A 22,470-nucleotide genomic window follows, 5' to 3' on the forward strand; every position below is an offset into this window, starting at 1 on the left:
TAACTTGAGCTATGCTGGCGAAATCGATTGCTCTCGGCAACACAGGAACTCACAAAAAGGATTATCAAGTAGGCGTGGCAACTTCTCGAAGCTGCTTTCAAGAGGCAAGCGCGCGTCACGCGAGTTCGGCCTTACGCGTCGCGCCCTTCGGTGCCAGCATGGTCTTGCCCTCGTGCAGGAACTTCCAAGCCGCCGCGTTCTGCGGCAAGCCGGCTACCAGCGAGGCGAGTTCGCCTTCCTGAAGGCGATCGACGGCTTCGACGAGCGTGACCCATTCGAACTCACGCTGCGCCTTTTCCTTCCACTTCTTCTTCTGCTCCCGCACCTGCATGACGAAGGTCGTCACCGCGACATAACGAAAATGGGTGCGGGTGCGCTGCCAGTAATGATAGGTGCCGATCGGCTCGCGCAGCATCTTGCCGCGCAGGCCGGCTTCCTCCTTGGCCTCGATGCCGGCCGCCTCGTCGTCGCGCAAGCCCTCCATGGGCCAGCCCTTGGGAACGATCCAACGGCGCGTCTCGCGCGATGTGACCAACCCGACGCGCACGCGCCCTTCCGGGGTAACATACACCGGCAAGGCCGCGACCTGCCGCGTCTCAGTTTCCCCAACCTGTTTCACGATCCCCCCCAACAGCCCGCATCCCCACACCGGCTGGGTGAAAGGTAGTCGATTATGCTCAAGGAGGAACTGACGAAGCGGAAGGAACTCGAAAGCTGGCTATCGATCAGTAAAGATCGTTGCCGAAGAGCGACATTTCGTCACGGTTTTTCATGGGGATGTCGAACAACGATACGGACATCCAATCCTTTACGCGCCAAATACAGTTCGACGCCGGTTCGCGTCAGAAGCGAGGCGAGGCCGATCAGAATAGCGACGATCCGAACCCGGCTCTCGTCCTCGTCCACCTCGGCCGAGCGGATGGATAGGAGGCTTTTCTCCCCTTCGGTGATCGCGCCGATCACCGCGCGGATCTGGTCCATCGTCGCGCGTTCCATCATGGCGATCTCACGCCGGCGCGCCGCCTCGAAGCCGACCTCGTCGTGCAGCGCGATGGAGTCCTTCATCTCGGCGAGCTTGAGATCGATCAGCCCGCCCAAGCCATCCACACGCGAAACCTGCTCGCCATTGTCGGAAATCTGCTGGCGCAGGCGTGCGCGCAGATCCCCCAACCGCTCCAGCGCCCTGTCATAGGGTTCGAGGTAACGTCGGTCGCCGCTGAGAAGATAGCCACGCTGGCCGGTCTCGGCATCGTCGAGACCGATCAGCACATCCTTGGTGGTCTCGATCACCTCATGCGTGTGGACCACGAGGTCGCGCTGCTGATTCAGGAGCGAATGGGTCCAGGTCGTCGCCACGATCCCGGTCAGCAGCACGGCGCCCGTCGGCACGACGCGCAGAAGCGTCGGCCGGGTGAGATAGGTGCGACGGATATAGGACCAGGAGAGCAGCGACATGGCCGCGTCTCAGGCGCGCGGGTCGATGATGGCGATGCCGTCCGGTGCCTGACGGTCCATCGCCATCAGGGCCGGCACGGCGGCCTCCAGGCTCAGCGTCTCGCCGATCAGCCGCTGCGGGGCGAGCTTGCCCGACGTGATCATGCCCATCATCGCCTCGTAGCGCCAGGATTGCATCCCATGGCTGCCGTAGATCTCGAGTTCGTGCGCGATCACCTGCGCCATCGGAATTTGCGGCGTCGTATGCTCGCCCAGCATCAGCCCGACCTGAACATGCCGCCCGCGCCGGCGCAGGCAGCGGATGGAGTTGAAGCAGGTCTGCGAATGGCCGAGCGCGTCGAGCGAGACATGCGCGCCGCCGCCCGTGATCTCGCGCACGGCTTCGGGCACATCCGCCACCTCGCTGGCATCGATCACCGCCTCCGCGCCCATGGCGCGGGCGAGCGCCAGCTTGGAGGGCGCGATGTCGATGGCCACGACCCGCGCGCCGAGCGCGGCCGAGATCATGATGGCCGAGAGGCCGACGCCGCCGCTTCCATGCACGGCCACCCATTCCCCGCCCTTGACCCGGCCTTGGTCCACCACGGCGCGGAAGGAGGTGGCGAAGCGGCAACCCAGACTCGCGGCGGTGGCGAAGTCGAGCTGCTCGGGCAGGCTCACGAGATTGGCGTCGGCACGCTCGATGGCGACGAATTCGGCAAAGGAGCCCCAATGGGTGAAGCCCGGCTGGAACTGCGTTTCGCAGACCTGCTGATGCCCCGCACGGCACTCGCCGCAATGGCCGCAGGCGGCGATGAAGGGCACGGTGACGCGCTCGCCGACGCGAAAGCGCCTGACGTCCCGGCCCACGGCCGAGATCACCCCGGCGAACTCATGCCCCGGCACATGCGGCAGGTGGATGTCGCTGTCATGGCCCTTCCAGCCGTGCCAGTCGCTGCGGCACAGGCCCGTCGCCTTGACCTCGATCACCACGCCATCGGGCGCAGGCGCCGGGTCCGGCACGGCCCGGATGGCGGGCGTATCGCCGAAATGTTCGAAGATCATGGCTCGCATCGCATCACCCCATCCATGGATGGTTGATCCCCTAACGCGATCCAACCGGGGCGACAACGCTCAGGACCGCTTCCAGTGCCGGCTACGGGACGAAAATGCGTTTCGGTTTTTTCGGGGATGCTGTAGGCGACGGGGCGATGAATCCTCGCCCCGCGCCGCGCGGGGCCTTCGCCTCGGAGTTCCCGCGTCATGACCATTCGCGTCCACAAGGGCGACCTGCCCGACCTGTCCCGCTACACCGGCTCCGTCGCCATCGACACCGAAACGCTCGGCCTCGACACACGGCGCGACCGGCTCTGCGTCGTGCAGCTTTCGCCCGGCGACGGCACGGCGGACGTGGTGCAGATTGCCAAGGGCCAGCGCGAAGCGCCCAATCTCTGCAAGCTTCTGGCCGACACGTCGAAGGTGAAGATCTTTCACTACGCCCGCTTCGACATCGCCGCGCTCTACCATGCGTTCGGCGTCATGACGCAGCCGGTCTTCTGCACCAAGATCGCCTCGCGCCTCGTGCGCACCTATACGGACCGGCACGGGCTGAAGGATCTCGCCAAGGAGCTGATCGGTGTCGATCTGTCGAAGCAGCAGCAGTCCTCGGACTGGGCCGCCGAAACGCTGACCCCCGCGCAGCTCGACTATGCCGCCTCGGACGTTCTCTATCTCCACGATCTGATGGGCGTCCTTCTGCAGCGGCTGGAGCGCGAGGGCCGCACGGACCTCGCCAAGGCGGCCTTCGACTTCCTGCCGACCCGCGCCAAGCTCGACCTTCTCGGCTGGGACGAAGAGGACATCTTCTCCCATTCGGTGGCCCGCTCGTAAATCTCAGGCGAACCGATCTGCGCTTTTCTCGTTTCTCCTTTCGAATCCAAGGAGAAGCACGATGAGCGACCATCCGATCGCCGCGCTCGGCAAGCGCATCGGCGGCACCGCCAAGGAAATCGTCGCCGAAATCACCGGCGACGCCCGCCTTCAGGAGGATGGGCGTCGCGACATCGCGGAAGGGCGCGCGCCCCTGCCCGACCAGCGGCCGGACCTGCGCGCGACACCGCGCGCCGTGCGCGAGGGCATCCAGCGATGAGCGAGGACGGCAACGAGGCCGTGCGCGAGGCCCTTCTGGCCGAACTTCAGCGACAGGCCGAGACCAGCGCCGACGCGGGCGACAGGCTGACCGTCGAGCCCGGACCCGACAAGGTGGTGATCCACGGCCCCGTCGATCTCGACGACCTTGCCATGGTCGTGATGGGTTCGCTCGCCGGCGGCCCGTAACATCGCCTGCATCGCCTTGCCCCCAGCCGGAGGACGCCCCCCATGTCGAACATTCCCCATAGCCCGGAGCGCAATGCGCCCGACCCGATCCTGCCCGACCCGATCGGCGAGGACGGTTTCATCCAGCCGCGCGAGCCGGACGAAACACCGGAGGGCGGAGGCGGAGGTGGCGCAGGCACACCCGCCCGCCGCTCGCCGGAGCTGCCCGACCAGCCGTCGGAGGGCTGAGAGCCTCGAGGCCTTCGGGTGCTGGGGACAGAACCCTCCACGGTTCTGACCTCGGGCATCAGTCGTTTTCGACGGGATCGCGGACCTTGACCTCCGCATCCGCGCTGAGGCGCTGATAGATGCCGAGACCGACGATAAGCGTTGCGCCGGCCAGAAGCAGGAAGGTCGGGTAGATCATCAGGCGGGGGTCCTGCTTGCCCGCCTCGAAGACGGCGACCAGCGCTTCCAGAAGAACCGCGATGATGATCGTGGAGATGAATTTCGTCAGGCTGCGGCGCGCCTCGCCGGCATTGCGCATTTCCCGCCCTCGGATTGCCTCTTCCTCCAGAAGATACTTGCCGACATCGAAGACGGCCGTGGCGATCACGGTATAGCCCACCGCCTGGAGGGCTGTCGTGCCGATATCGCGGTCGGGAACGAGGAAACTGTCCCAGACGCCGATCCCGGCATAGGCGATCAGCGCCCCGGCAAGGGCCATGAGCGTGAGGCTGGCGATGCCGAAGGCGACGCGCGTCAGAATTTCGAAGGCACGCAAGCGGTGGGTCCCCGGCCAGATGATGTGCCAGCCGATATGACGCGCCGCGCCTGCGGTGCAAGGTGGCGAGCGGTCTGCGAACGGCAGGGCCGAACATCTCGTCGGCATCTGCCGACCTTGGCCACGAAACGGAGGCGAAAGGGTCCGGTCGGGCTGCCCTTCAAGCCTCCCAGCTTTTCACGGAATGGACAGTCAGGAACTGGCCCTCGGCGTCCCCCTGCGACTGGGGGAAGAACAGGGCGGCCGGATTGCCGCTTGCCAGCGAGCCGCAGGCGAGATTGATCCCGAGTTGATGAGGGTAGGTCACGTTGAGCGGCCATTGGCTGAGGCAGATCGGCCGGTCATCCATGTAATGAACCACGCTGTCGCGCGTCCACAACACGCCGAAGGAATGGCGTTTCCCGTCCGTGATGGGCTTGGGCATCAGAAGCGAGGCGGCGTCGGGCGTCAAAAACCTCTTGTCGGCTGGCTGCGAGCGCCACGTGCCGCCGAGCGGCGAGGGCACCGTCTGGCGCTCGAAGGGCTGATCGTGGAGATTGCCGGTCCAGACCGAGGGGCCGGTGCCGAGCCGCGTGAAGATTTCCAGAATGTCCACCTCCGCCCAGCCATTGCGCCCATTCGGCTGGATGCGCTGGCCGAGCCCGTTCGGGCCGGGGCGCCAGGTGAAGAGCCAGAGCGCCGGCCAATAGCCCCAGAGAATGCCCGCGCCCGCTTTCAGCCGGGCCTCGACATCGGCCCGCTTGTAAGCCGGCATCCCGCGATCGTCCGGCATGGCGGGAAAGCTCACCTCGATGCGGATGGCCTGCGCCGACAAGCCGTCGCGCTGCGGCCCGTAGGAGCGTTTCGACCAGATCTGACCGGACCAGAGACCGGGCTGGAACAGAAGCCCGTCCCCCTCCGCCGCCGCCAGCACCGCGCCGAAGTGGAGCGGTCGGTCGAACCGAACCGCTCGTCGGTCGTCCGAGATCGTGGCGACCACGGCCTGCGCCATGCTGCGCGGATCGTTCACCGGCTGGGGGCCGCGTTTGACCCCACGCACGAGACAGCCGGGCACGACGCTCGTCGGCAGCGGGCGCGCCAAACGCACCTCCTGCGTCTTTCCTTCTTCGGTCGCGGCCGGGGCCTCGAGCGGCGCGAAGGCGAAGCGCGTGAAGGTCAGATGAAAATTGCCGCCATAATTCGCCCGCGCGCCGCCCGACAGCGCATCGAAGGTGATGGTGCCGGCCGCGCGGTCCATGGCTGCCACGGCGGCAAGACCCACCGGGCCGTTGGTCGTGACATCGCCCACCTGGATGCGGTCGAGATCGCCGGGCTTCAGGCCGATATCCGACAGGCGCGTCGGCACCGCGCCGCCCGGCGCGTTGCTGGTGAAGCCGCTTTGGGCGCGCGTGAGGTCGCCGCGCAAATAGCTGTCGAAGCGGCCGGCCTCGACCTTGGCCTGAAGGCGCAGGCCGTCCGGCTCGAAGACATGGTTCCCCGCGCCGAAATCGCCGCGATAGTTCTGCACCTCGGCATTGATCGTGGTGGTTCCCGTGCCGCCGACCGGGCGGCCGCGCGGATCGGCCTCGCCCTGAAACGGGTTGAAGAAGCGGGCGAGATCGCCGGCATCGCGGATCGCAGCGCCCCCCGGCCCCTTCGCCTCGGCCGAGGTGCCGAAGCTGATCGCCTCGACCTGTGGCAGCGTGCGCACGGCGTCGGCAAAGCTCTGGCGCAGGAGAGCGGGGCCGGGGGGACCGCCACGCCGCATGGCCGCGCCATGAGCGAGACCCGGCGAGGCGAAGGGTGCGGGCGGCTTCGAATCAGGCATGGCGTCGGCTTCCCAAAGGCTCGGTCAGGCTGTTTCACCCAAAGGTCGGGCAAAGCTGTGGCCGCATTGGGCAGAAGTCGATCGAGTGGTTTGGCTGAGCTTCAAAACCAAACGCAGCCTCTGCGGCGGTGAAGGCCAAGTTTCGCAGCAACGCCATGGAGCCAAAGCGGCCACGGCGAGACCGCGCGAGGCACGCTTAAACGAGCGAGACGAGAGACCCGAGCGCGGCGACAGCGAGAAGCGCGTTCATGGACCACCCGAACAAGCGCAGCGCGGCGGCGATGTCCTGCGGGTTCGCTTCGCGCCGCCCCTCCGCGCCGAGGCAGGGCGCATCCACCACCAGCGCGCCATAGCGGCGCGGGCCGCCGAGCGACAGGGCGAGCGCGCCCGCCATGGCCGCTTCCGGCCAGCCGGCATTGGGCGAGCGATGGGTGGCCGCATCCCGCCATGCGGTTTTCCAGGCCCTCCGCCCCACGGCACGATTCCCGCCCATGCCCGCCATGCCGGAAAAGAGAAGCGCGGTCAGTCGGGCGGGCACGAGGTTCAAGACATCGTCCAGCCGCGCCGCGCCCCAGCCGAAGGCGAGATGGCGCTCGGAGCGATGGCCGATCATGGAATCGGCGGTGTTCACCATTTTGTAGACCAAGAGCCCCGGCAGGCCGAACAGGGCGAGCGCCAGCCAGGGCGCGACGACGCCGTCCGACGCGTTCTCGGCCAGACTCTCGATCGCCGCGCGGCAGACGCCGGCCTCGTCGAGTTCGTTCGGATCGCGTCCGACGATCATGGACACGGCCCGCCGCCCCGCGTCCAGCCCGCCGCGCTCCAGCGCCGCGCGCACGGCCTCGACGTGATCGCTGAGGCTTTTCTGCGCCAGAAACACCGAGGCGATCAGAGCTTCGATCAGCAACCCGGCCCAGCCGAGCGGGACAAGCGCGCGCTGGATCAGAAGCCCGGCGCCGAGCGCGAGGCCCGCCAGCGCCAGAATGGACATGAGCCCAAGAGCGCGCCGCCCAGCGAAGGAGAACGCCGCGCGATTGAGCCCGCGATCCGCCGCGCCGATCAGCGCGCCGAACCAGACAACCGGATGCGGCCAGCGCCGCCAGAGCCAATCGGGGTCGCCGACCAGCCGGTCGATCAGAGTCGCGAGCAGAAGCACCATCGGATCAGCCGTCCACGTCGGCCAGCGCCGCGCGCAGAGCCCGTGTCAGCCGCTCGGCCTCCCGCTCGTCCCGCACCGTGCCGAGGCGCAGCCAGTCGGGCCGATAGGCAAAGGGTCGGGTCAGAATGTGCCGGCGCGCAAGCCCCTCGAAGAGCTTCGTGGCATCGGGTACCGATAGAAGCGAGAACAGCGCCGTGCCGCCGACCGGGGTTAACTCCGCCGCTGCCAGCGCCTGCCGTGTCAGCGAAGCGCGCTGCCTAATCCCATCGCGCAGCGCGGCGGTGCCCACCTCGTCCTTCATCAGGGCAGCTGCGATCGCGAGCGCAGGGCCGGACACGGCCCAGGGTCCGAAGCGCGCCTCGATACGGGCGGTCAGCGCCGGCTCGCCCAGCGCCGCGCCAAAGCGCAAGCCGGCTAATCCGAAGAATTTGCCGAAGGAGCGCAGGATGAGAAGCCCCGGCTGCCCGGCCTCGGCTGCAAGGCTTGCCCCCGGCTCGGCATCGGCGAAAGCCTCGTCGAGGACGAGAAGCCCACCTTGAGCCGCCAGCCGATCCGCCAGCGCCAGAGCCGCCGCCGGGGGAAAGCGCCGCCCGTCCGGGTTGTTGGGCGAGACGAGCGTGACGAGCCGGGCCCCGGCTGGGATGTCGCTGAGGTCCGCAAAGCGTGTGACGGCATGGCCCGCCTGCGCCAGCGCCAGGCCGTGCTCCTCGTAGCTCGGAAACAGCACCGCCGCCGGACCGGGCGGCAGGAGATGGGGCAGAAGCGCGATCAGCGCCTGCGTGCCAGGGGCCAGCGCAATCCCCGCCCCCTCGCCCGCCCCCGTGAAGCGCCGGAGCGCGCTGCGCGCCCGCTCCTCCAACGCGCGTTCGGGCAGGCGCGCCCAGAGCATCGGGTCGATCTCCGGCAAGGGCGGGGGCACGGGGTTGATGCCGGTGGACAGGTCCAGCCAATCCGCCCGAGCGCCGCCATAGCGCGCGACGGCCGCATCCAACGCGCCGCCATGATGCAGCGCCTCCTTCACGGCACCACTCCGTCGATGACATGGGCGAACGAGCCCATGACGCGCCCGCGCCGCAGCCCCATCGCGCCGAGATCGGTGCCAACAGCATCGCGCGCTTCGAACAATCGCTCGGCCGCGCCTTCCCGGACAATCGTCGCATAATGAAACTCGTGCCCCGTCAGCGCATGGGGCCAAGGCGCGCCGGGCAGAGGGGCGAGACGACGATAGCCGAGATGGCGCTTTCGCTGCGCGAAGGAGGTCTCAACCGGCAGGAGGCCGAGCATTCCGTGCCGGATGCCGTCCGCATCCACCAGCCCCTCGCCCAGCGCCATGTAGCCCCCGCACTCGCCATAGATCAGCGCGCCGCGCCGGGCTGCGGCCTGCATTCCCTCGGGAAACCGGCTTGCCGCCGCCAGCCGGCCCGCATGCAGCTCGGGATAGCCGCCTGGCAGAAACACGGCATCGGCCTCCGCCGCCGGCCCTTCGTCCGCCAGCGGCGAGAAGAAGGAGAGCGCCGCACCGGCCTGCCGCCAGCCTTCCAGAAGATGCGGGTAGCTGAAGGCGAAGGCGGTATCGCGCGCCACCGCGATATGCGCTCCAAGTGGCGCCAAAGGCTTGGGGGGCGCTGGCGCTCGCAGGGTTACGCCAAGCAGCCCATCCAACGCGCCGGGCTGGAGCCCGCTCGCCATCCAGGCGGCGGCGCGGTCGAGGAAGCCCGCAAGGTCCGCCCGCTCGCCGGCCTGCACAAGGCCGAGATGGCGCTCGGGCAGGGTCAGCGCGGGGTCGGCAGGGAGCACGGCGAGGATCGGCAGGCCGAGCGGCTTCAGCGCGTCTCGCAGCAGCGTCTCGTGGCGGAGAGAGCCGACGCGGTTCAGCATCAAGCCGGCAAAGCGGAGGGACGGTCGGTGGTCGCGAAAGCCGCGCACAAGCGCCGCTATGGAATGGGATTGTTTGGCGCAATCCACCAAAAACACGACCGGCAGGCCCAGCATCTCGGCGAGATCGGCCGCCGAGCCCGACCCATCCGCCGCGCCGTCGTAGAGCCCCATCATGGCCTCGACCACGAGCGGGCGCGCATCGGCAAAGGCCAGTGCACGCAGGAGGTCCGGGCGCATGGCGAACGGGTCGAGATTGACGGAAGGGTGGCCGGTCGCCGCCGCGTGGAAGGCAGGGTCGATATAATCCGGCCCAGCCTTGGCCGAGCGCAGCGCCATGCCCTGGCGCGTGAGAAGCCGCAACAGCGCCAGCGTCGTCAGCGTCTTGCCGCTGCCCGATTGCGGCGCGGCGAGAACGAAGCCGGCAGACCGGGCCTGCCCCCTCCCGCCCCCCGGCGCGTCACCCCGCCTTTCGCCGCCTTCGCCTTTGCTCAAAATCCGCCCCATCGCACGCGCCGCTTCGCGCCCGGTCTACCAACCTTGCCGCCGCCCCATCAACTGCGCCGCCGCGAGCGGGCGATAGATTCGGCTTGAGAATCTCATGGATGGGAGATGCCGGCCTTTTTCGCCGGCTAACGAGAAGAAAGGCAAGGTCGGATGCTCGGCTGGGCCGAACCTTCGGCGGCGACGGCTAGAGCGGCGCGGCGGGATAAGGCGAGCCGTGCTGGCCCTCGCCTTGCGCGGCCGCGTGGCCGGCCTATAAGCCCTCGCATGAGCTTCAATCTCGGCAAGCGGCGGGAGACGAGCGCGCCCCGGCGGGACGGCGCAGCGCTCCGGCGCGGCTGGACGACGGGAGCCTGTGCCACGGCCGCCACCAAGGCTGCGCTGGAAGCCCTTCTGATGGGCCATTTCCCCGATCCCGTCGAGATTACCTTGCCGAAGGGGGAGCGCCCCGGCTTCGCCTTGGCGCGCACGCGGCTGGGTGAAGGCTCGGCCATGGCGAGCATCATCAAGGATGCGGGCGACGACCCGGATGTGACGCATCTCGCCGAAATCGTCTCCACCGTTCGCCTCACCGCCCCCGGCTCCGGTCTCGTGTTTCGGGCCGGCGAGGGCGTCGGGACGGTGACGCGGCCCGGCCTGCCGATCCCGCCCGGCGAGCCGGCGATCAATCCCGTGCCGCGCCGGATGATGGGTGAGGTGGTGGAGGCCCTTTGCGCGGCGCATGGGCGCGCTGATGACGTCGAGATCACGATTTCCGTCACCAACGGCGCGGCGCTGGCCGAAAAGACCTGGAACGGACGCTTGGGGATTTTAGGCGGGCTGTCGATCCTCGGCACGACGGGCGTCGTCCATCCCTTCTCCTGCTCGGCCTGGATTCACTCGATCCATCGCGGCATCGACGTCGCGCGCGCCGCCAACCTCTCCCGCGTCATCGCCGCCACGGGCTCGGCCAGCGAGGACGCCGCGCGCCGGCTCCACCCCGAACTGCCTGACATCGCCTGCCTCGACATGGGCGACTTTGCCGGCGGCGTTCTCAAATATCTGCGCCGCCACCCGGTGCCGAACCTGACGCTGGCGGGGGGCTTCGCCAAGCTCACCAAGCTCGCCCAGGGCTCGCTCGACCTCCACTCCGGCCGCAGCCAGGTGGACTTCGCCTTTCTGGCGGACCTAGCCGGCACCCCAGAGCTGACGCCGCGTATCCTCGCCGCCAACACGGCCAAGGAAGTGCTCGATCTCTGCCAGGAAGCCGGCATCGATCTGGCCGAAGCCGTGGCGCGCAGTGCGCTCGCGACAATCCGCGAGACGCTAGGCGATGCCTCGGTCGCCGTGGAAGTGCTGGCGGTGGACAGGGCAGGCGCGGTGATCGCCCGGATCGGCGGCTGAGATGGCAGGAGCGCCTTTCATCCTTCTTCTCGGTGGCACGTCCGAAGCCTCCGTTTTGGCCCGGCGGCTGCGAACGACCAGACCGGACATCCAACTTCTTCTGTCGCTGGCAGGGCGCACCAAAGCGCCCGCGTTGCCGGAAGGCGTGGAAACGCGCATCGGCGGCTTCGGCGGCGTGGATGGCTTGGTCCGCTTCATCCGCGAGCATGGCGTCACGCGCCTTCTCGACGCGACCCATCCTTACGCCGTCGGCATGTCACGCAACGCGGGCGAGGCCGCGTGCTTAGCCGGCATTCCCCGAGCGATATTCCAGCGTCCCCCTTGGGGGCAGACCGATGGAGATCGCTGGCAGGAGGTGGCTTGTTTGCGCACGGCGCGCGATGCGTTGCCCTCGGGCGCGCGGCCCTTTCTGGCGCTGGGCAGCCAGCATATCGCGCCCTTTCGCCACCGCCCCGACCTTCGCCCGGTGTTGCGGCAAGTGGATGCGCCCGCCGAGCCCCTGCCCTTCGCGGCGACGCTGATCACCGGCAAACCATCGCAGGACGTCGCGGAGGAAGCCGCGCTGTTTCGCGCGCACGGCGTCACCCATCTCGTCTGTCGGAATTCGGGCGGCGCGAGGGGCTATGCCAAGATCGCGGCGGCCCGAAAGCTGCAACTCCCCGTCATCCTGATTCAGCGCCCGCCCGAGCCGGACGGGCCGATCCTGCGAGACCTCGACGCCGCGCTTAGCTGGCTGATTTCATCTTCCTGACTGGGCGCAGGATATGCGGGTGGCTGGCGTCGTAGAGCTTGGAATCCACGAAATCCTTCGCCCCCAGGGCCCGCCCGACGAAGACGAGCGCCGTGCGCGTCAGCTTGGCCTCGCGCACCGCGCGCGCAACGGTGGATAACGTTGCGCGAATGAACTGCTCGTCCGGCCAGCCGACGCGGTAGGCGACGATCACCGGGCAGTCCGGCCCGTAAGCGGGGAGCGGCCCCAACTCGCGCTCGATATGAGCGAGGTTGCGGATGGAAAGATGGATCGCCAGCGTCGCGCCGCTTTGGCCGAGCGTCGCCAGGTCTTCGCCTTCCGGCATGGCTGAGGACTTCATCGCGGTGCGGGTAACCACGATGGTCTGGCAGACTTCCGGCACGGTGAGTTCGGTCTTGAGCGCGGCAGCAGCCGCCGCGAAGGCCGGCACGCCGGGCGTCACGTCATAGGGAATGCCGAGCGCGTCGAGCCGGCGCATCTGCTCGGCCGTCGCACCGTAGATCGACGGGTCGCCCGAATGAACGCGCGCCACATCCTCGCCCCGAGCGTGAGCGGCCTGCATTTCCGCGATAATCTCGTCGAGATGCATCGGCGCGGTGTCGAGGACGCGAGCGCCCTCCGGTGCGGCCTTCACGATCTCTTCCGGCACGAGCGAGCCGGCATAAAGGCAGACGGGGCAGCGCTCGATGAGGCGCAGGCCGCGAAGCGTGATGAGATCGGCGGCGCCGGGGCCGGCCCCGATGAAATGAACGGTCATGGCGCCTCCGAAATGCTGGTGCCGGGCTTGGCGGCATAGCCGCGCGGCGTATAGGCGAAGCGGCGGCCCTCGCCCGAGGTGAAGGCGCGTGTGTTGGAGGAGCCGACGACAACGACGGTCAACATGTCCACCTCGTCCACGTCGAGCTTTGCGAGGTCCACGATGCGCACGCTTTCGCCGGGGCGGCCGAGATTGGTGGCGAGAATGACGGGCGTGTCGGCCGGACGGTGCTGGAGAAGCACATCGCGCGCATGGGCGAGCTGCGTGCGCCGACGCTTGGAGACGGGATTGTAGAAGGCAATCACGAAATCGCCTTCGGCGGCCGCCTTTACGCGGCGCTGGATATCGTCCCAAGGGGTGAGCAGGTCGGACAGCGAGATGGTGCAGAAGTCGTGCCCGAGCGGCGCGCCGGCCCGCGCGGCGGCGGCTTGAAGCGCCGAGATGCCGGGCGAGACCTGAACCTTGATGCGCCGCGCGGCGTCCGACACGCCGCCCCGGTCCATCAGTTCGAACACCAGCGTCGCCATGGCATAGATGCCGGCGTCGCCCGAGCAGACCAGCGCCACTTGGCGGCCTTCGGCGGCGCGTTCCATGGCATGGCGCACCCGCGCTTCTTCCGCGCCGAGGTCGAAATCATGCCGCGCCTTGCCTCGCGCGAGCGGGCCGAGAAGGTCGAGATAAAGCGAATAGCCGACGAGATCGGTCGCGGCCTGCACCATGCGGGAGACCTCCGGCGAGCGCCAGCCTTCCGCGCCCGGACCGATGCCGACCACGAAGAGTGTGCCCCGCGCCCGGCCGATGCTCTGGGCATCCAACAGTTGCGGTGCGCGGGCGAGCGCGGCCGTGACGCGGGCGGACTTGCGCTTGGGAAGAATCAGCGCCCCCCCTTCGCCCGCCCCGGCCAGCGCCGCGCCCTCGGCGACGCCGTGGCACCCCGTTTCGCGAAACACGATGTCGGACGGATTGGCGAGGCGGGGCGCTTGTGCCTCCAACGTTGCGGCATCGAAGAAGCGGGCGGGAACGCCGAAACGCTCCGCCACGGCATGAACCGCCGGCTCGTCGGCCTTGAGGTCCAGCGAGGCAACGGCAGCGAGCGAAAGCGGCGAGACGCCGACTTCCGCCAGCGCGGCCTCTGCCAGCGCCACGGCTTCTTCGACAGGGACCCCGCGTTCGGCCCCGATGCCGAGAACGAGCACCTTCGGACGGTAGAGAAGCTCGGCCTCGGCCGGCGCGCGCGCGGCGTCCGAGATGGTCAGCGCGATACGCGCATCGTCCGACACGGGGATGGAGGAGCCTGTGAGCCAGGGCGCGTCGCCCTCGATCCAGGCGAACTCGCCCGCGACGAGATCGGCCATGACGGCTTTGGCGTCGCCGGGGTTTTCGAGCACATAGCCCTCGGGCGGCGCATCCAGCGCAACGCCGAAGCGCAGGTCGCCAGCCGTGGTAACGGCGGCAAAACCGCCCGTGATGGCGGCGACGCGCCGCGCCCAGTCGTTCGCGCCATGGTGGCCGCCGAGGAGCGGCACCACGGCCGAGCCGTCCTCCGCAATGGCGAGAACCGGTGGTTCGGCGTGCTTGTCGGCGAGATAGGGCGCAAGAAGGCGGATCAGCGCGCCGGTCGCCATCAGCGCCAGGATCGGCCGCCCCTCGGCAAAGAGGGTGCCCAGATGCGCGCGGACATCCTCGAAGCTCCGGTCGGCGTTGGAAACACGCGGCGCAAAGCCATGGGTCTCGCCGCCCAGCGCATCGCGCAAACGCTCAGCCAGCGCGAGCGAGGCGGGCGTGAGGCAGAGGTAAGCCGGCTCACTCATAGATGATGCCCAAGAATGGCGGGCTCCTGGCCCTTGTAGAGAAGGATCAGCGCGAAATAAGGGGCCGTGTCGCCGGTCTCGGCCAGCGACAGCACCTGTTCGCCGGCCTGCGTCACGCGCTCGGCATAAAGGGCTCCGTCCGTCAGCCCCATCTCTGCGATCAGGCTTTTGACCCGCGCGAAATGACGACCGAGCTTGAGGATCGCGACGCTCTCCGCCGCCACGATGCCGGCGCGCAGCGCCGCGTTGGGCAGCGTTGCGGGCAGTACAGCGAAGCGGTCGTTGCGCACCACGAGGGGGCGCTTGGCGCAGGCGGCGGCGGCCATGACGGAGGAGACGCCCGGCACGATCTCGGTCGCGAAGTCGGCGCCCAGCCGCGCGAAGAGATGGAGAAACGAGCCGTAGAAGAACGGATCGCCTTCGCAGAGCACCGCAACGTCCCGGCCTGCTTGCAAATGCGCAGCGATCTTGGGCGCGGAGGCGTCATAGCCGCCCTGCCCCGGCGCGCGCTCGACCGCCATGCAGAGGCCGATCGGCAGCTCGATCTGGCCACCCGGCAGATGCGGCGCGGCGATGCTGCGCGCGAGCGAGGGCGAGCCGTCGGGCGCGGGATAGGCGATGACGGGAACGGCTTGCAGGATACGATGGGCCTTCAGCGTCAGAAGCTCGGGGTCGCCGGGGCCGAGGCCGATGCCGTAGAGCGTGCCGCTCATGTGCTCGCCTCCTTCGTCAGATGCCAATGGAGAACGGGCATGGAGGGCCGCCAGCCGCGAAACGGGCCGACCGACGCGGCATGGTCCACCGAGACCCTCATCAGATCGCCGCCGTGCTCTGCGTGCAGGCCCAAGAGGATGGCTTCCGATTCCAGGGTCACGGCATGGGCGACGAGCCGACCGCCGGGTTTCAAAGCCTGGTAAGCCGGCGCGAAGACGCTTTCCGTCAGCCCGCCGCCGATGAACACGGCATCCGGCGCAGCAAGCCCGTCGAAGGCCTCCGGCGCGCGCGCGGGGACGATGGTGATGCCGGGCGCGGCGAGCCGGACGCGGTTTTCGCGGATGAAAGCCAGACGCTCCGGGTTCGGCTCGATGGCGAGTGCCCGAGCAGCCGACGCCGCGCGGCACCATTCCACCGCGATCGCGCCGGAACCTGAGCCGACATCCCACAGGAGTTCGCCCGCGCGGGGCGACAGTGCGGAAAGGGCCAGCGCGCGAAGGACGCGCTTGGTCATCTTGCCGTCATGGCGAAAGGCTTCGTCCGGCAAGCCGGGGCCGGGCGGCCAGACCTTGGCACCCTCAAGAGCCACACATTCGACGGCGACGGTGTTGAGCGCAGCAATATCCGTGAGATCGAAGCCTTTCGCCAGCGCCACGCGGATGCGCTCTTGCGGACCGCCGAGATGTTCGAGAACATGCACTAGGCTGGTGCCATAGCCGGCGTCCGCCAACAGCGCGGCGAGCGCAGCGGGCGAAGCGCCGTCTTCGGAGAGGATGAGGAGTTTTCGCCCCTCAGCGAAATCCGCCGCCGCATTCGCCAGCGCGCGGCCATGCACGGTGAGGCAGTGGCAATCCTCCAGCGCCCATCCGAGCCTGGCGGCTGCGAGCGAGAAGGCGGAGGGTGCGGGCCAGACGCGGAACTCCGCCGCATCGAGCACGCCGCGCAGCCATTTCGCCGGACCGAACCAGGACGGATCGCCCGTCGCCAGCACCACGGCCCGTCGCCCACGCGCGGCGAGAATGTCGGCGGCGCTCTCCGCGAAGGGCGAGCGCCAAGGCTGACGCTCGGCTGGGTGCGCGGCGGGCAGCATGGCGAGATGCCGATGCCCGCCGAAGACGATCTCCGCGCGGTCGAGGCGCGCCGCAGCCTCCGGCGAGAGCGTCTCCAGGCCGCCATCGCCGACGCCGATCAGATCGAGCCAGGGCGCCGTCATGCGAGCCCGCCCCGCAGCCCGGCGGCCAGCGCGTTGACCGCCGCCGCCGCCATGGCGCTGCCGCCGCGCCGGCCGAGAAGCGTCGCGAAGGGGACGCCGCGCGGGCGGGCGAAGAGTTCGTCCTTGGATTCGGCCGCGCCGACGAAGCCGACCGGAAAGGCGAGGATCGCGGCCGGCGGCGCAGCCCCCTCGTCCAGCCGCTCCAGAAGATGGAACAGGGCGGTCGGCGCATTGCCGATGGCGACAACAGCGCCCGCCAACTCGCCGCGCTCGATCCAGAGATCGACCTGCGCGGCCGAGCGCGTCGTGCCAAGGCGCGCGGCGAGAGGGGCAATCTCGGGCTCGCTCAGCCGGCAAACCACACTATTGCCGGTCGGCAGATGCCGGGCGATCACGCCATGCGCCACCATCTGCGCATCCACCAGAACCGGCGCGCCGGCTAGCAGCGCCGCGCGGCCAGCCGCAACGAGATCGGCGGACAATCGCAAGTCCGCGATCGCATCCACCATGCCGCAGCTATGAGCGACGCGGATGGCCAGCTCCCGCGCCTCCTCCGGCAGGCGCTCCAGCAAAGGCGCGCCCTCGCGCCGGATCGTGGCGAAGCTCGCCTCGTAGATCGCGGCGGGATCCTTCAGATAGTTCAGCCCCACGAACTTACCCCCGCTTCAGCGAGCGCGGCCCGAGCGGGTGATCGGCATGGGGATAGGGGTGGTGGGTATGCGTGTGGCCGTGGCCGTGAGAATGGTCATGACCGTGGGAATGGCCGTGATCGTGCGCGTGGCCGTGCGTGTGACCATTCGCATGATCATGAGAATGACCCGCCGAATGCGCGTGCTCATGCGTGTGAGCATGGTCATGCCCGTGGTCGTGGCTGTGCCCATGGTCATGGCCGTGGTGGTCGTGCCCATGGTGGTGATCGCCATGGTGATGATGCCCGTGGTCATGCCCGTGCCCGTGGCTGTGGTCGTGCCCATGATCGTGCGCCGGTTCCGCCGGCCCCGTGCCGATGCCCTCGACATGGTGGTGGTGGCTTTCCTGCGGCAGGCCGACTTCCGCCTCGAAGCCGAGCACCTGCTCGCGGTACTTGCACATCTGGCAGTTCATGTTGTTCGTGCCTTCGAGGATCTCGGTCAGGCGATCCACGAAGGTTTCGACCACGAGGTCATGCGCGCCGAGATAGGAGGCTTTCAGGAACTTCACGTCCGGCTGCTCGGCGGCCACCGTGTCGGTCGAGGAATAGATGCGGTCCACCAGAATACCGGTGAACAGGAAATAGGGAAACACGACGATGCGCTTGTAGCCGAGGCGCGAGACATGGCGCAGCGCCGGCTCGACCAGCGGAAAGGTGACGCCGGAATAGGCCGTTTCGCCCCAGCCGAAGCCGAGCCCTTCCCAGAGCATGCGCATGACCTTGGCGACATTGGAATTGGCGTCGGGGTCCGACGCGCCGCGCCCGACCACCACCAGCATCGTGTCGTGCAGCGGCTCGCCGTCGCGCCAGCCGTCCAGCCGCAGCGCCTCGCGAATCCGCTCGCCGGCGGCGCGGATCATCTTGGGGTCGATGCCGAGTTCGCGCCCATAGGTGATGGAAACGTCGTTGGAGGCGGCATAGGTGTTGAGAACCGACGGAATGTCGTTCTTGGCGTGGCCGGCGGCGAACAACATGCCCGGCAGGGCCAGGATCTCCCGCGCGCCCTTTTCGCGCAGCGCGTCGAGCCCGGTGCGGATGATGGGCGTGGCAAATTCCAGATAGCCGTATTCCACCGTCCAGTCCGGCAGGCGGCGGGCCATCTTTTCGGAAAGGCCGCGAAATTCCTCCACCGCGCCGCGGTCGCGCGAGCCGTGGCCGCACAGCATGAGAGCCTTCATGGACGCATGTCCTCCGTCGTCAGGTTGCGCCGGAGAACGGACCTCGCCCATCAGCGAAGCGCCGCGTCCGACAGTTTCCGCTTCGAGCCCCCGGTTTGGGTCGGCCGTCCCGGAATCGTTTTTGCAAGAGCCCGGGCGGAATCGATCCACCCAAAGGCACCGTCAGGCCCCCGCCTTAAAGCCGGGATGAGGGCGCGCGTCAAACCGGGTGTCCGGCCAAGGCGCACCCTCGCCTTTCCCCCAGGCCGGCGGGCGGGCGACGAATGCCCAACCCGTAAGCCCTGCTCTTGCGCGCCCTTGCCACTCGACGCGCCTCTGACCAACAGGCCTCGACGCTCAGTCTCGGCACGATCGCTCGGTCCGGAAAAACGCCCCTTCCTGCTCAACAGCGCGCAGCCCGCGCTCCATCGTCGCGCGCGGGCTGCTAAAGCGAACGCCACGACCGAATCAACGGAAGGCCGCCCGTGCCCGCCTTGTCCTTTCTGACCCGCAACGCGCGCTGGCTGGCGGGCGGCTTTCTTCTGCTGTTCGCCTCGTCCTTCGGGCAAAGCTTCTTCGTGGCTCTGTCCGGGGGCGACATCCGGCGCGAGTTCGCGTTGTCGAATGGCGATTTCGGGCTGCTTTATATGGGCGTGACGATCGCCTCGGCCTTCGCGCTCGCCTGGATCGGTCCGGTGGTGGATCGCTGGCCGGCCCGGCGCTCAGGCATGCTGGCGCTTCTGGCCCTCGGGCTCGGCGCGCTCGCCCTCGCCCTGTCGCGCCATGGGCTCGGGCTCGTCGCGGCGCTTTTCGCGCTTCGTCTGTTCGGGCAGGGTTTTGCCGTCCACGCCGCCTATACGCTGCTCGGCCGCTGGTTCGGGCCGAGCCGCGAGGGCGGGCGGGGGCGGGCCGTCTCCTTCGCCTCGCTCGGGCTGAACATGGGCCAGGCGCTGTTGCCCTTGGCCTTCACGGCCGGCGCGGCATGGCTTGGCTGGCGCGGCGTCTGGCTCTGCGTGGCCGTGCTCCTCTGCCTCCTCCTGCCGCTCGCCGCGCTGCTGTTTTCGCGCGAGCGGCAGCCCGAGACGCCGGCCGGCACCGTGCCGGAAATGCAAGGCTGGACGCGGGAGCAGGTGCTGCGCGACCCTCTCTTTCCCTTGCTTCTCATGGCCATGCTGCCGCCGGCCTTCATTTCCAACACGATCCTGTTCCATCAGGTCTATCTCGGCGAGTTGCGCGGCTGGTCGCCCGGACTCTTCGCCAGCGCCTTTCCGCTCTATGCGCTGGTGACGGTCGGCTCGCTGCTTCTGGCCGGCTGGCTGGTGGACCGCTTTTCGGCCCACACGCTCCTGCCCTTCTATCTCCTGCCGCTCGGCCTCGGCTGCCTCGTGCTCGGCACCGTGGAAGGGCCCGCCGCCGCGTTTCTCTTCATGGCGCTCTACGCCTTGAGCGACGGATTCTCGCTGACGCTGTTCGGCACCCTCTGGCCGGAAGTCTATGGTGTCAGGCATCTGGGCGCGATCCGCTCGGCCATCGTGCCCCTCATGGTGCTCGCCGCCGCCCTCGGGCCGGGCTTGGCGGGCGTCCTGATCGACCGGGGCGTGTCCTATCCCCTGCTGCTCGGCGCACTGGGCGTCTATTGCCTCGCCCTTCTGCCCCTGATGCTGGCCGTGCGACCCGCCTTTGCAAAACGCATGGCTGGATGACGGCCCGCACCTTGCCACCCTTCCCGCAACGGGCCTAAGAGCGAAGCGGCCATAAAGCGTTCTGACGCCCCGGCCCCCGTTGCTCCTGCGCTCCAGCAGGTGCCAGCGCCCTCCCCCTCGGGCTCGCGTCGGCCCAACCCGCCCATGGTCTCAAAATGCCCCTCGATCTCGTCTTTCTGCTTCTGGTCGGCGCGGCGTTTCTGGCCGGGTTCATCGACGCCATCGCGGGCGGCGGCGGCATGATCACGGTGCCGGCGCTGCTTCTGGGCGGGGTCGATCCGCTCACCGCGCTCGGCACCAACAAGCTGCAATCGCTTTTCGGCTCGGGCTCGGCGACCATCGCCTATGCGCGCAAAGGGCATATGCGCATCACCGATATGTGGGGGGCGGGCCTCCTGTCGGCCGGCGGCTCGGCCTGCGGCGCGCTTCTGGCCGCCTCGCTGCCGCTCGACTTCCTGCGCACGCTCCTGCCCTTTCTCCTGATCGCCATCGCGATCTATTTCGCGTTGAAGCCCGGCCTGTCGGATGTGGACCGCGAGCGCCGAATCTCGCCCAAGCGCTTCGCGCTGGTCGTGGTGCCGCTGATCGGCGCCTATGACGGATTGTTCGGCCCCGGCACGGGCTCGTTCTTCATGCTGGCCTTCGTGGGTCTTGCCGGCTACGGCGTCCTCAAGGCGACGGCGCACACCAAGTTCCTGAACTTCGCCTCCAATCTCGGCGGCTTTCTGGTCTTCGCCAGCGTCGGGACGATCCACTGGAAGCTCGGCCTCGCCATGGGCGTCGCGCAGTTTCTGGGCGCGCGGCTCGGCGCGGCTTCGGCCATGCGCTTCGGCTCGCGTCTCATCCGTCCGCTTCTCGTCACCGTGTGCATCGCGCTCGCCCTGCGCCTTCTCTGGTCATGAGCCGGCCGCGCGTTCCCGCCCTGATGCTGCAGGGCACGGGCTCGGATGTGGGCAAGAGCGCGCTGGTGGCCGGCCTCTGCCGCCTGTTCCGGCAAAGGGGGCTAACCGTGCGCCCCTTCAAGCCGCAGAACATGAGCAACAATGCCGCCGTCGCGCGCATTCCCGAAACCGGCGAATGGGGCGAGATCGGCCGCGCGCAATGGCTTCAGGCGCTGGCCTGCGGCGCGGAGCCGAGCGTCCACATGAACCCGGTTCTCCTCAAACCCCAAAGCGAAACCGGATCGCAGATCGTGGTGCAGGGGCGCGTCGCAGGCGCAGCGCGAGGGGCCGACTATCAGCGACTGAAACCAACGCTTCTGGGCTCCGTGATGGAGAGCTTTCATAAGCTGGGAGCAGAGGCCGATCTGATCCTGGTGGAGGGCGCGGGCTCGCCGGCCGAGATCAACCTGCGCGCCGGCGACATCGCCAATATGGGCTTTGCGCGGGCGGCCGACGTGCCGGTGGTGCTGGTCGGCGATATCGACCGGGGCGGCGTCATCGCCTCGCTGGTGGGCACGCACACGATCCTGCCGCCCGACGACCGCGCGCCGATCCGGGGTTTTCTGATCAACAAGTTCCGGGGCGATGTCAGCCTGTTCGACAGCGGGCTCGATGCCATCACGGATTTCACCGGCTGGCCGAGCTTCGGCGTGGTGCCCTGGCTTGCCGAGGCACGCCATCTGCCGGCCGAGGATTCGGTGGCGTTGGAAGCGCGCCAAGCGCCATCACGCGGCGCGGCGCAGCTTCTCGTCGCCGTGCCCGTTCTCGACCGTATCGCCAATTTCGACGATCTCGACCCGCTCGCCGCCGAGCCTGATGTCGAGGTGCGCTTCGTCAGGCCCGGCGAGCGCCTGCCGGCCGAGGCCGCGCTCGTCGTCCTGCCCGGCACCAAGTCCACGATCGCCGATCTCCAGGCGTTTCGCCGCAACGGATGGGACGAGGACCTTCGCGCCCATCACGCGCGGGGTGGGCGAATCCTGGGTCTGTGCGGTGGCTACCAGATGCTGGGCACACGCATTCGCGATCCGGACGGTGTGGACGGGACATGCTCCGAGGCCGTGGGGCTGGGACTGCTTGAGGTCGAGACGGTGATGAAAGGGCCGAAGACCGTGCGCGCCGCCGCCGGCCTATCGCATGAGGGCTTGGCCGTCACCGGCTACGAAATCCATATGGGCGCGACGGACGGGGCGGACCGCGCCCGGCCCTTCGCCACGCTCGACGGGCGCATGGAGGGCGCGCGCAGCGCCGATGGGCGGGTCGAAGGCACCTATCTCCACGGCGTCTTCGGCTCGGATGCCTGGCGTCGTCGCCTTCTCCAGGGCTTCGGTCTGACGGGCTCGAACCAGTCCTATCTGGAAGGCGTGGAAGCCGCGCTGGATGCCATCGCCGCTCAGTTGAAAGCCTGTCTCGACATCGACGCGCTCTGGGCCATCGCGCAAGACCGCGCCCGCAAAACCTGACCTGCCGCTC

At 68.6% G+C, this 22,470-nt stretch carries 23 protein-coding genes; 9 read left to right on the top strand and 14 right to left on the bottom strand.

Annotated features, from left to right (window positions below):
- Positions 1–115: 115 nt before the first annotated feature.
- From AUL28_RS19610 to AUL28_RS19620, 3 genes are all read right to left on the bottom strand, one after another.
- The gene (locus tag AUL28_RS19610) at positions 116–571 is read right to left on the bottom strand and encodes an NUDIX hydrolase (protein ID WP_244493581.1); all 456 of its coding nucleotides are present in this window, start codon (positions 569–571) and stop codon (positions 116–118) included.
- Between the two features lie 188 nt (positions 572–759).
- Entirely contained in the window at positions 760–1,455 is a 696-nt protein-coding gene (locus AUL28_RS19615) for a CHASE3 domain-containing protein (protein ID WP_062236060.1), read from the bottom strand.
- Positions 1,456–1,464: 9 nt separating this feature from the next.
- Positions 1,465–2,508 carry a zinc-dependent alcohol dehydrogenase family protein gene (locus tag AUL28_RS19620; protein ID WP_062236062.1) on the bottom strand — a complete coding sequence of 348 codons (1,044 nt, stop codon included), beginning with the start codon at positions 2,506–2,508 and terminating at the stop codon, positions 1,465–1,467.
- Positions 2,509–2,697: 189 nt separating this feature from the next.
- Here AUL28_RS19620 and AUL28_RS19625 point away from each other — a divergent pair, with 189 nt between their 5' ends.
- The 4 genes from AUL28_RS19625 (at position 2,698) to AUL28_RS19640 (ending at position 3,999) form a co-directional block, all read left to right on the top strand.
- Positions 2,698–3,324: a ribonuclease D gene (locus AUL28_RS19625; protein WP_062236065.1), complete on the top strand. Its 627-nt coding sequence runs from the start codon at positions 2,698–2,700 to the stop codon at positions 3,322–3,324.
- 61 nt (positions 3,325–3,385) lie between these two features.
- Positions 3,386–3,583 carry a CsbD family protein gene (locus AUL28_RS19630; RefSeq protein ID WP_058636137.1) on the top strand — a complete coding sequence of 66 codons (198 nt, stop codon included), beginning with the start codon at positions 3,386–3,388 and terminating at the stop codon, positions 3,581–3,583.
- Positions 3,580–3,771: a hypothetical protein gene (locus AUL28_RS19635; RefSeq protein ID WP_062236068.1), complete on the top strand. Its 192-nt coding sequence runs from the start codon at positions 3,580–3,582 to the stop codon at positions 3,769–3,771. The genes AUL28_RS19630 and AUL28_RS19635 overlap by 4 nt, the downstream gene beginning before the upstream one ends.
- Positions 3,772–3,813: 42 nt before the next feature.
- The gene (locus AUL28_RS19640) at positions 3,814–3,999 is read left to right on the top strand and encodes a hypothetical protein (RefSeq protein WP_062236070.1); all 186 of its coding nucleotides are present in this window, start codon (positions 3,814–3,816) and stop codon (positions 3,997–3,999) included.
- 58 nt (positions 4,000–4,057) lie between these two features.
- On the opposite strand, the gene AUL28_RS19645 is transcribed toward AUL28_RS19640, so the two are convergent.
- The 5 genes from AUL28_RS19645 to AUL28_RS19665 all read right to left on the bottom strand — a co-directional run bounded on the left by AUL28_RS19645 (position 4,058) and on the right by AUL28_RS19665 (position 9,870).
- Positions 4,058–4,534: a GNAT family acetyltransferase gene (locus AUL28_RS19645; RefSeq protein WP_153003832.1), complete on the bottom strand. Its 477-nt coding sequence runs from the start codon at positions 4,532–4,534 to the stop codon at positions 4,058–4,060.
- 160 nt (positions 4,535–4,694) lie between these two features.
- The gene (locus AUL28_RS19650) at positions 4,695–6,341 is read right to left on the bottom strand and encodes a hypothetical protein (RefSeq protein WP_062236073.1); all 1,647 of its coding nucleotides are present in this window, start codon (positions 6,339–6,341) and stop codon (positions 4,695–4,697) included.
- A gap of 196 nt (positions 6,342–6,537) precedes the next feature.
- Entirely contained in the window at positions 6,538–7,500 is a 963-nt protein-coding gene (gene cbiB, locus AUL28_RS19655) for an adenosylcobinamide-phosphate synthase CbiB (RefSeq protein ID WP_062236076.1), read from the bottom strand.
- A gap of 4 nt (positions 7,501–7,504) precedes the next feature.
- A complete protein-coding gene (gene cobD, locus AUL28_RS19660; protein ID WP_062236079.1) occupies positions 7,505–8,521 on the bottom strand; it encodes a threonine-phosphate decarboxylase CobD in 1,017 nt (338 codons plus the stop codon).
- A complete protein-coding gene (locus AUL28_RS19665; protein ID WP_244493577.1) occupies positions 8,518–9,870 on the bottom strand; it encodes a cobyrinate a,c-diamide synthase in 1,353 nt (450 codons plus the stop codon). The genes cobD and AUL28_RS19665 overlap by 4 nt, the downstream gene beginning before the upstream one ends.
- Positions 9,871–10,146: 276 nt before the next feature.
- On the opposite strand from AUL28_RS19665, the gene AUL28_RS19670 reads away from it, so the two are divergent.
- A complete protein-coding gene (locus AUL28_RS19670) occupies positions 10,147–11,262 on the top strand; it encodes a cobalt-precorrin-5B (C(1))-methyltransferase (RefSeq protein ID WP_062236092.1) in 1,116 nt (371 codons plus the stop codon).
- A gap of 1 nt (position 11,263) precedes the next feature.
- The gene (locus AUL28_RS19675) at positions 11,264–12,013 is read left to right on the top strand and encodes a cobalt-precorrin-6A reductase (protein ID WP_062236095.1); all 750 of its coding nucleotides are present in this window, start codon (positions 11,264–11,266) and stop codon (positions 12,011–12,013) included.
- On the opposite strand, the gene cobM is transcribed toward AUL28_RS19675, so the two are convergent.
- From cobM to AUL28_RS19705, 6 genes are read right to left on the bottom strand one after another with little or no spacing between them, the layout of a single operon-like run.
- On the bottom strand, positions 11,988–12,770 hold the full coding sequence (gene cobM / locus AUL28_RS19680; protein WP_062236098.1) for a precorrin-4 C(11)-methyltransferase: 783 nt from the start codon (positions 12,768–12,770) through the stop codon (positions 11,988–11,990). The two genes, AUL28_RS19675 and cobM, sit on opposite strands and share 26 nt — an antisense overlap.
- A complete protein-coding gene (gene cobJ / locus AUL28_RS19685; RefSeq protein ID WP_062236102.1) occupies positions 12,767–14,581 on the bottom strand; it encodes a precorrin-3B C(17)-methyltransferase in 1,815 nt (604 codons plus the stop codon). Before cobJ ends, cobM begins: the two co-directional genes overlap by 4 nt.
- Positions 14,578–15,294, bottom strand: a complete 717-nt coding sequence (gene cobI / locus AUL28_RS19690) for a precorrin-2 C(20)-methyltransferase (protein WP_062236104.1) — start codon at positions 15,292–15,294, stop codon at positions 14,578–14,580. Before cobI ends, cobJ begins: the two co-directional genes overlap by 4 nt.
- Positions 15,291–16,508, bottom strand: coding sequence for a bifunctional cobalt-precorrin-7 (C(5))-methyltransferase/cobalt-precorrin-6B (C(15))-methyltransferase (locus AUL28_RS19695; RefSeq protein WP_062236108.1), 1,218 nt, complete (start codon positions 16,506–16,508; stop codon positions 15,291–15,293). Before AUL28_RS19695 ends, cobI begins: the two co-directional genes overlap by 4 nt.
- The gene (locus tag AUL28_RS19700; protein ID WP_062236111.1) at positions 16,505–17,158 is read right to left on the bottom strand and encodes a precorrin-8X methylmutase; all 654 of its coding nucleotides are present in this window, start codon (positions 17,156–17,158) and stop codon (positions 16,505–16,507) included. The genes AUL28_RS19695 and AUL28_RS19700 overlap by 4 nt, the downstream gene beginning before the upstream one ends.
- 4 nt (positions 17,159–17,162) lie before the next feature.
- Positions 17,163–18,377 (bottom strand): sirohydrochlorin chelatase, encoded by a 1,215-nt coding sequence (locus AUL28_RS19705; protein WP_062236114.1) that lies wholly within the window; start codon positions 18,375–18,377, stop codon positions 17,163–17,165.
- A gap of 464 nt (positions 18,378–18,841) precedes the next feature.
- On the opposite strand from AUL28_RS19705, the gene AUL28_RS19710 reads away from it, so the two are divergent.
- From AUL28_RS19710 to AUL28_RS19720, 3 genes are all read left to right on the top strand, one after another.
- Positions 18,842–20,059 carry an MFS transporter gene (locus AUL28_RS19710; RefSeq protein WP_062236116.1) on the top strand — a complete coding sequence of 406 codons (1,218 nt, stop codon included), beginning with the start codon at positions 18,842–18,844 and terminating at the stop codon, positions 20,057–20,059.
- A 155-nt stretch (positions 20,060–20,214) separates the two neighbouring features.
- Positions 20,215–20,961: a TSUP family transporter gene (locus tag AUL28_RS19715; protein WP_058601130.1), complete on the top strand. Its 747-nt coding sequence runs from the start codon at positions 20,215–20,217 to the stop codon at positions 20,959–20,961.
- Positions 20,958–22,460 carry a cobyric acid synthase gene (locus AUL28_RS19720; protein WP_062236120.1) on the top strand — a complete coding sequence of 501 codons (1,503 nt, stop codon included), beginning with the start codon at positions 20,958–20,960 and terminating at the stop codon, positions 22,458–22,460. Before AUL28_RS19715 ends, AUL28_RS19720 begins: the two co-directional genes overlap by 4 nt.
- Positions 22,461–22,470: the final 10 nt, after the last annotated feature.

It is taken from the genome of Aureimonas sp. N4, from assembly GCF_001463925.1.
Lineage (GTDB): Bacteria > Pseudomonadota > Alphaproteobacteria > Rhizobiales > Rhizobiaceae > Aureimonas > Aureimonas ureilytica_A.

What these genes read in the sequence shown, in the direction of transcription:
- AUL28_RS19635 (WP_062236068.1), top strand. Translation starts at nt 3,580, where the DNA reads ATGAGCGAGGACGGCAACGAGGCCGTGCGCGAGGCCCTTCTGGCCGAA.
- cobM (WP_062236098.1), bottom strand. Translation starts at nt 12,770, where the DNA reads ATGACCGTTCATTTCATCGGGGCCGGCCCCGGCGCCGCCGATCTCATC.
- AUL28_RS19620 (WP_062236062.1), bottom strand. Translation starts at nt 2,508, where the DNA reads ATGCGAGCCATGATCTTCGAACATTTCGGCGATACGCCCGCCATCCGG.
- AUL28_RS19615 (WP_062236060.1), bottom strand. Translation starts at nt 1,455, where the DNA reads ATGTCGCTGCTCTCCTGGTCCTATATCCGTCGCACCTATCTCACCCGG.
- AUL28_RS19670 (WP_062236092.1), top strand. Translation starts at nt 10,147, where the DNA reads ATGAGCTTCAATCTCGGCAAGCGGCGGGAGACGAGCGCGCCCCGGCGG.
- AUL28_RS19720 (WP_062236120.1), top strand. Translation starts at nt 20,958, where the DNA reads ATGAGCCGGCCGCGCGTTCCCGCCCTGATGCTGCAGGGCACGGGCTCG.
- AUL28_RS19630 (WP_058636137.1), top strand. Translation starts at nt 3,386, where the DNA reads ATGAGCGACCATCCGATCGCCGCGCTCGGCAAGCGCATCGGCGGCACC.
- AUL28_RS19625 (WP_062236065.1), top strand. Translation starts at nt 2,698, where the DNA reads ATGACCATTCGCGTCCACAAGGGCGACCTGCCCGACCTGTCCCGCTAC.
- AUL28_RS19675 (WP_062236095.1), top strand. Translation starts at nt 11,264, where the DNA reads ATGGCAGGAGCGCCTTTCATCCTTCTTCTCGGTGGCACGTCCGAAGCC.
- AUL28_RS19650 (WP_062236073.1), bottom strand. Translation starts at nt 6,341, where the DNA reads ATGCCTGATTCGAAGCCGCCCGCACCCTTCGCCTCGCCGGGTCTCGCT.
- AUL28_RS19695 (WP_062236108.1), bottom strand. Translation starts at nt 16,508, where the DNA reads ATGACGGCGCCCTGGCTCGATCTGATCGGCGTCGGCGATGGCGGCCTG.
- cobJ (WP_062236102.1), bottom strand. Translation starts at nt 14,581, where the DNA reads ATGAGTGAGCCGGCTTACCTCTGCCTCACGCCCGCCTCGCTCGCGCTG.
- AUL28_RS19715 (WP_058601130.1), top strand. Translation starts at nt 20,215, where the DNA reads ATGCCCCTCGATCTCGTCTTTCTGCTTCTGGTCGGCGCGGCGTTTCTG.
- AUL28_RS19640 (WP_062236070.1), top strand. Translation starts at nt 3,814, where the DNA reads ATGTCGAACATTCCCCATAGCCCGGAGCGCAATGCGCCCGACCCGATC.
- cbiB (WP_062236076.1), bottom strand. Translation starts at nt 7,500, where the DNA reads ATGGTGCTTCTGCTCGCGACTCTGATCGACCGGCTGGTCGGCGACCCC.
- AUL28_RS19705 (WP_062236114.1), bottom strand. Translation starts at nt 18,377, where the DNA reads ATGAAGGCTCTCATGCTGTGCGGCCACGGCTCGCGCGACCGCGGCGCG.
- cobI (WP_062236104.1), bottom strand. Translation starts at nt 15,294, where the DNA reads ATGAGCGGCACGCTCTACGGCATCGGCCTCGGCCCCGGCGACCCCGAG.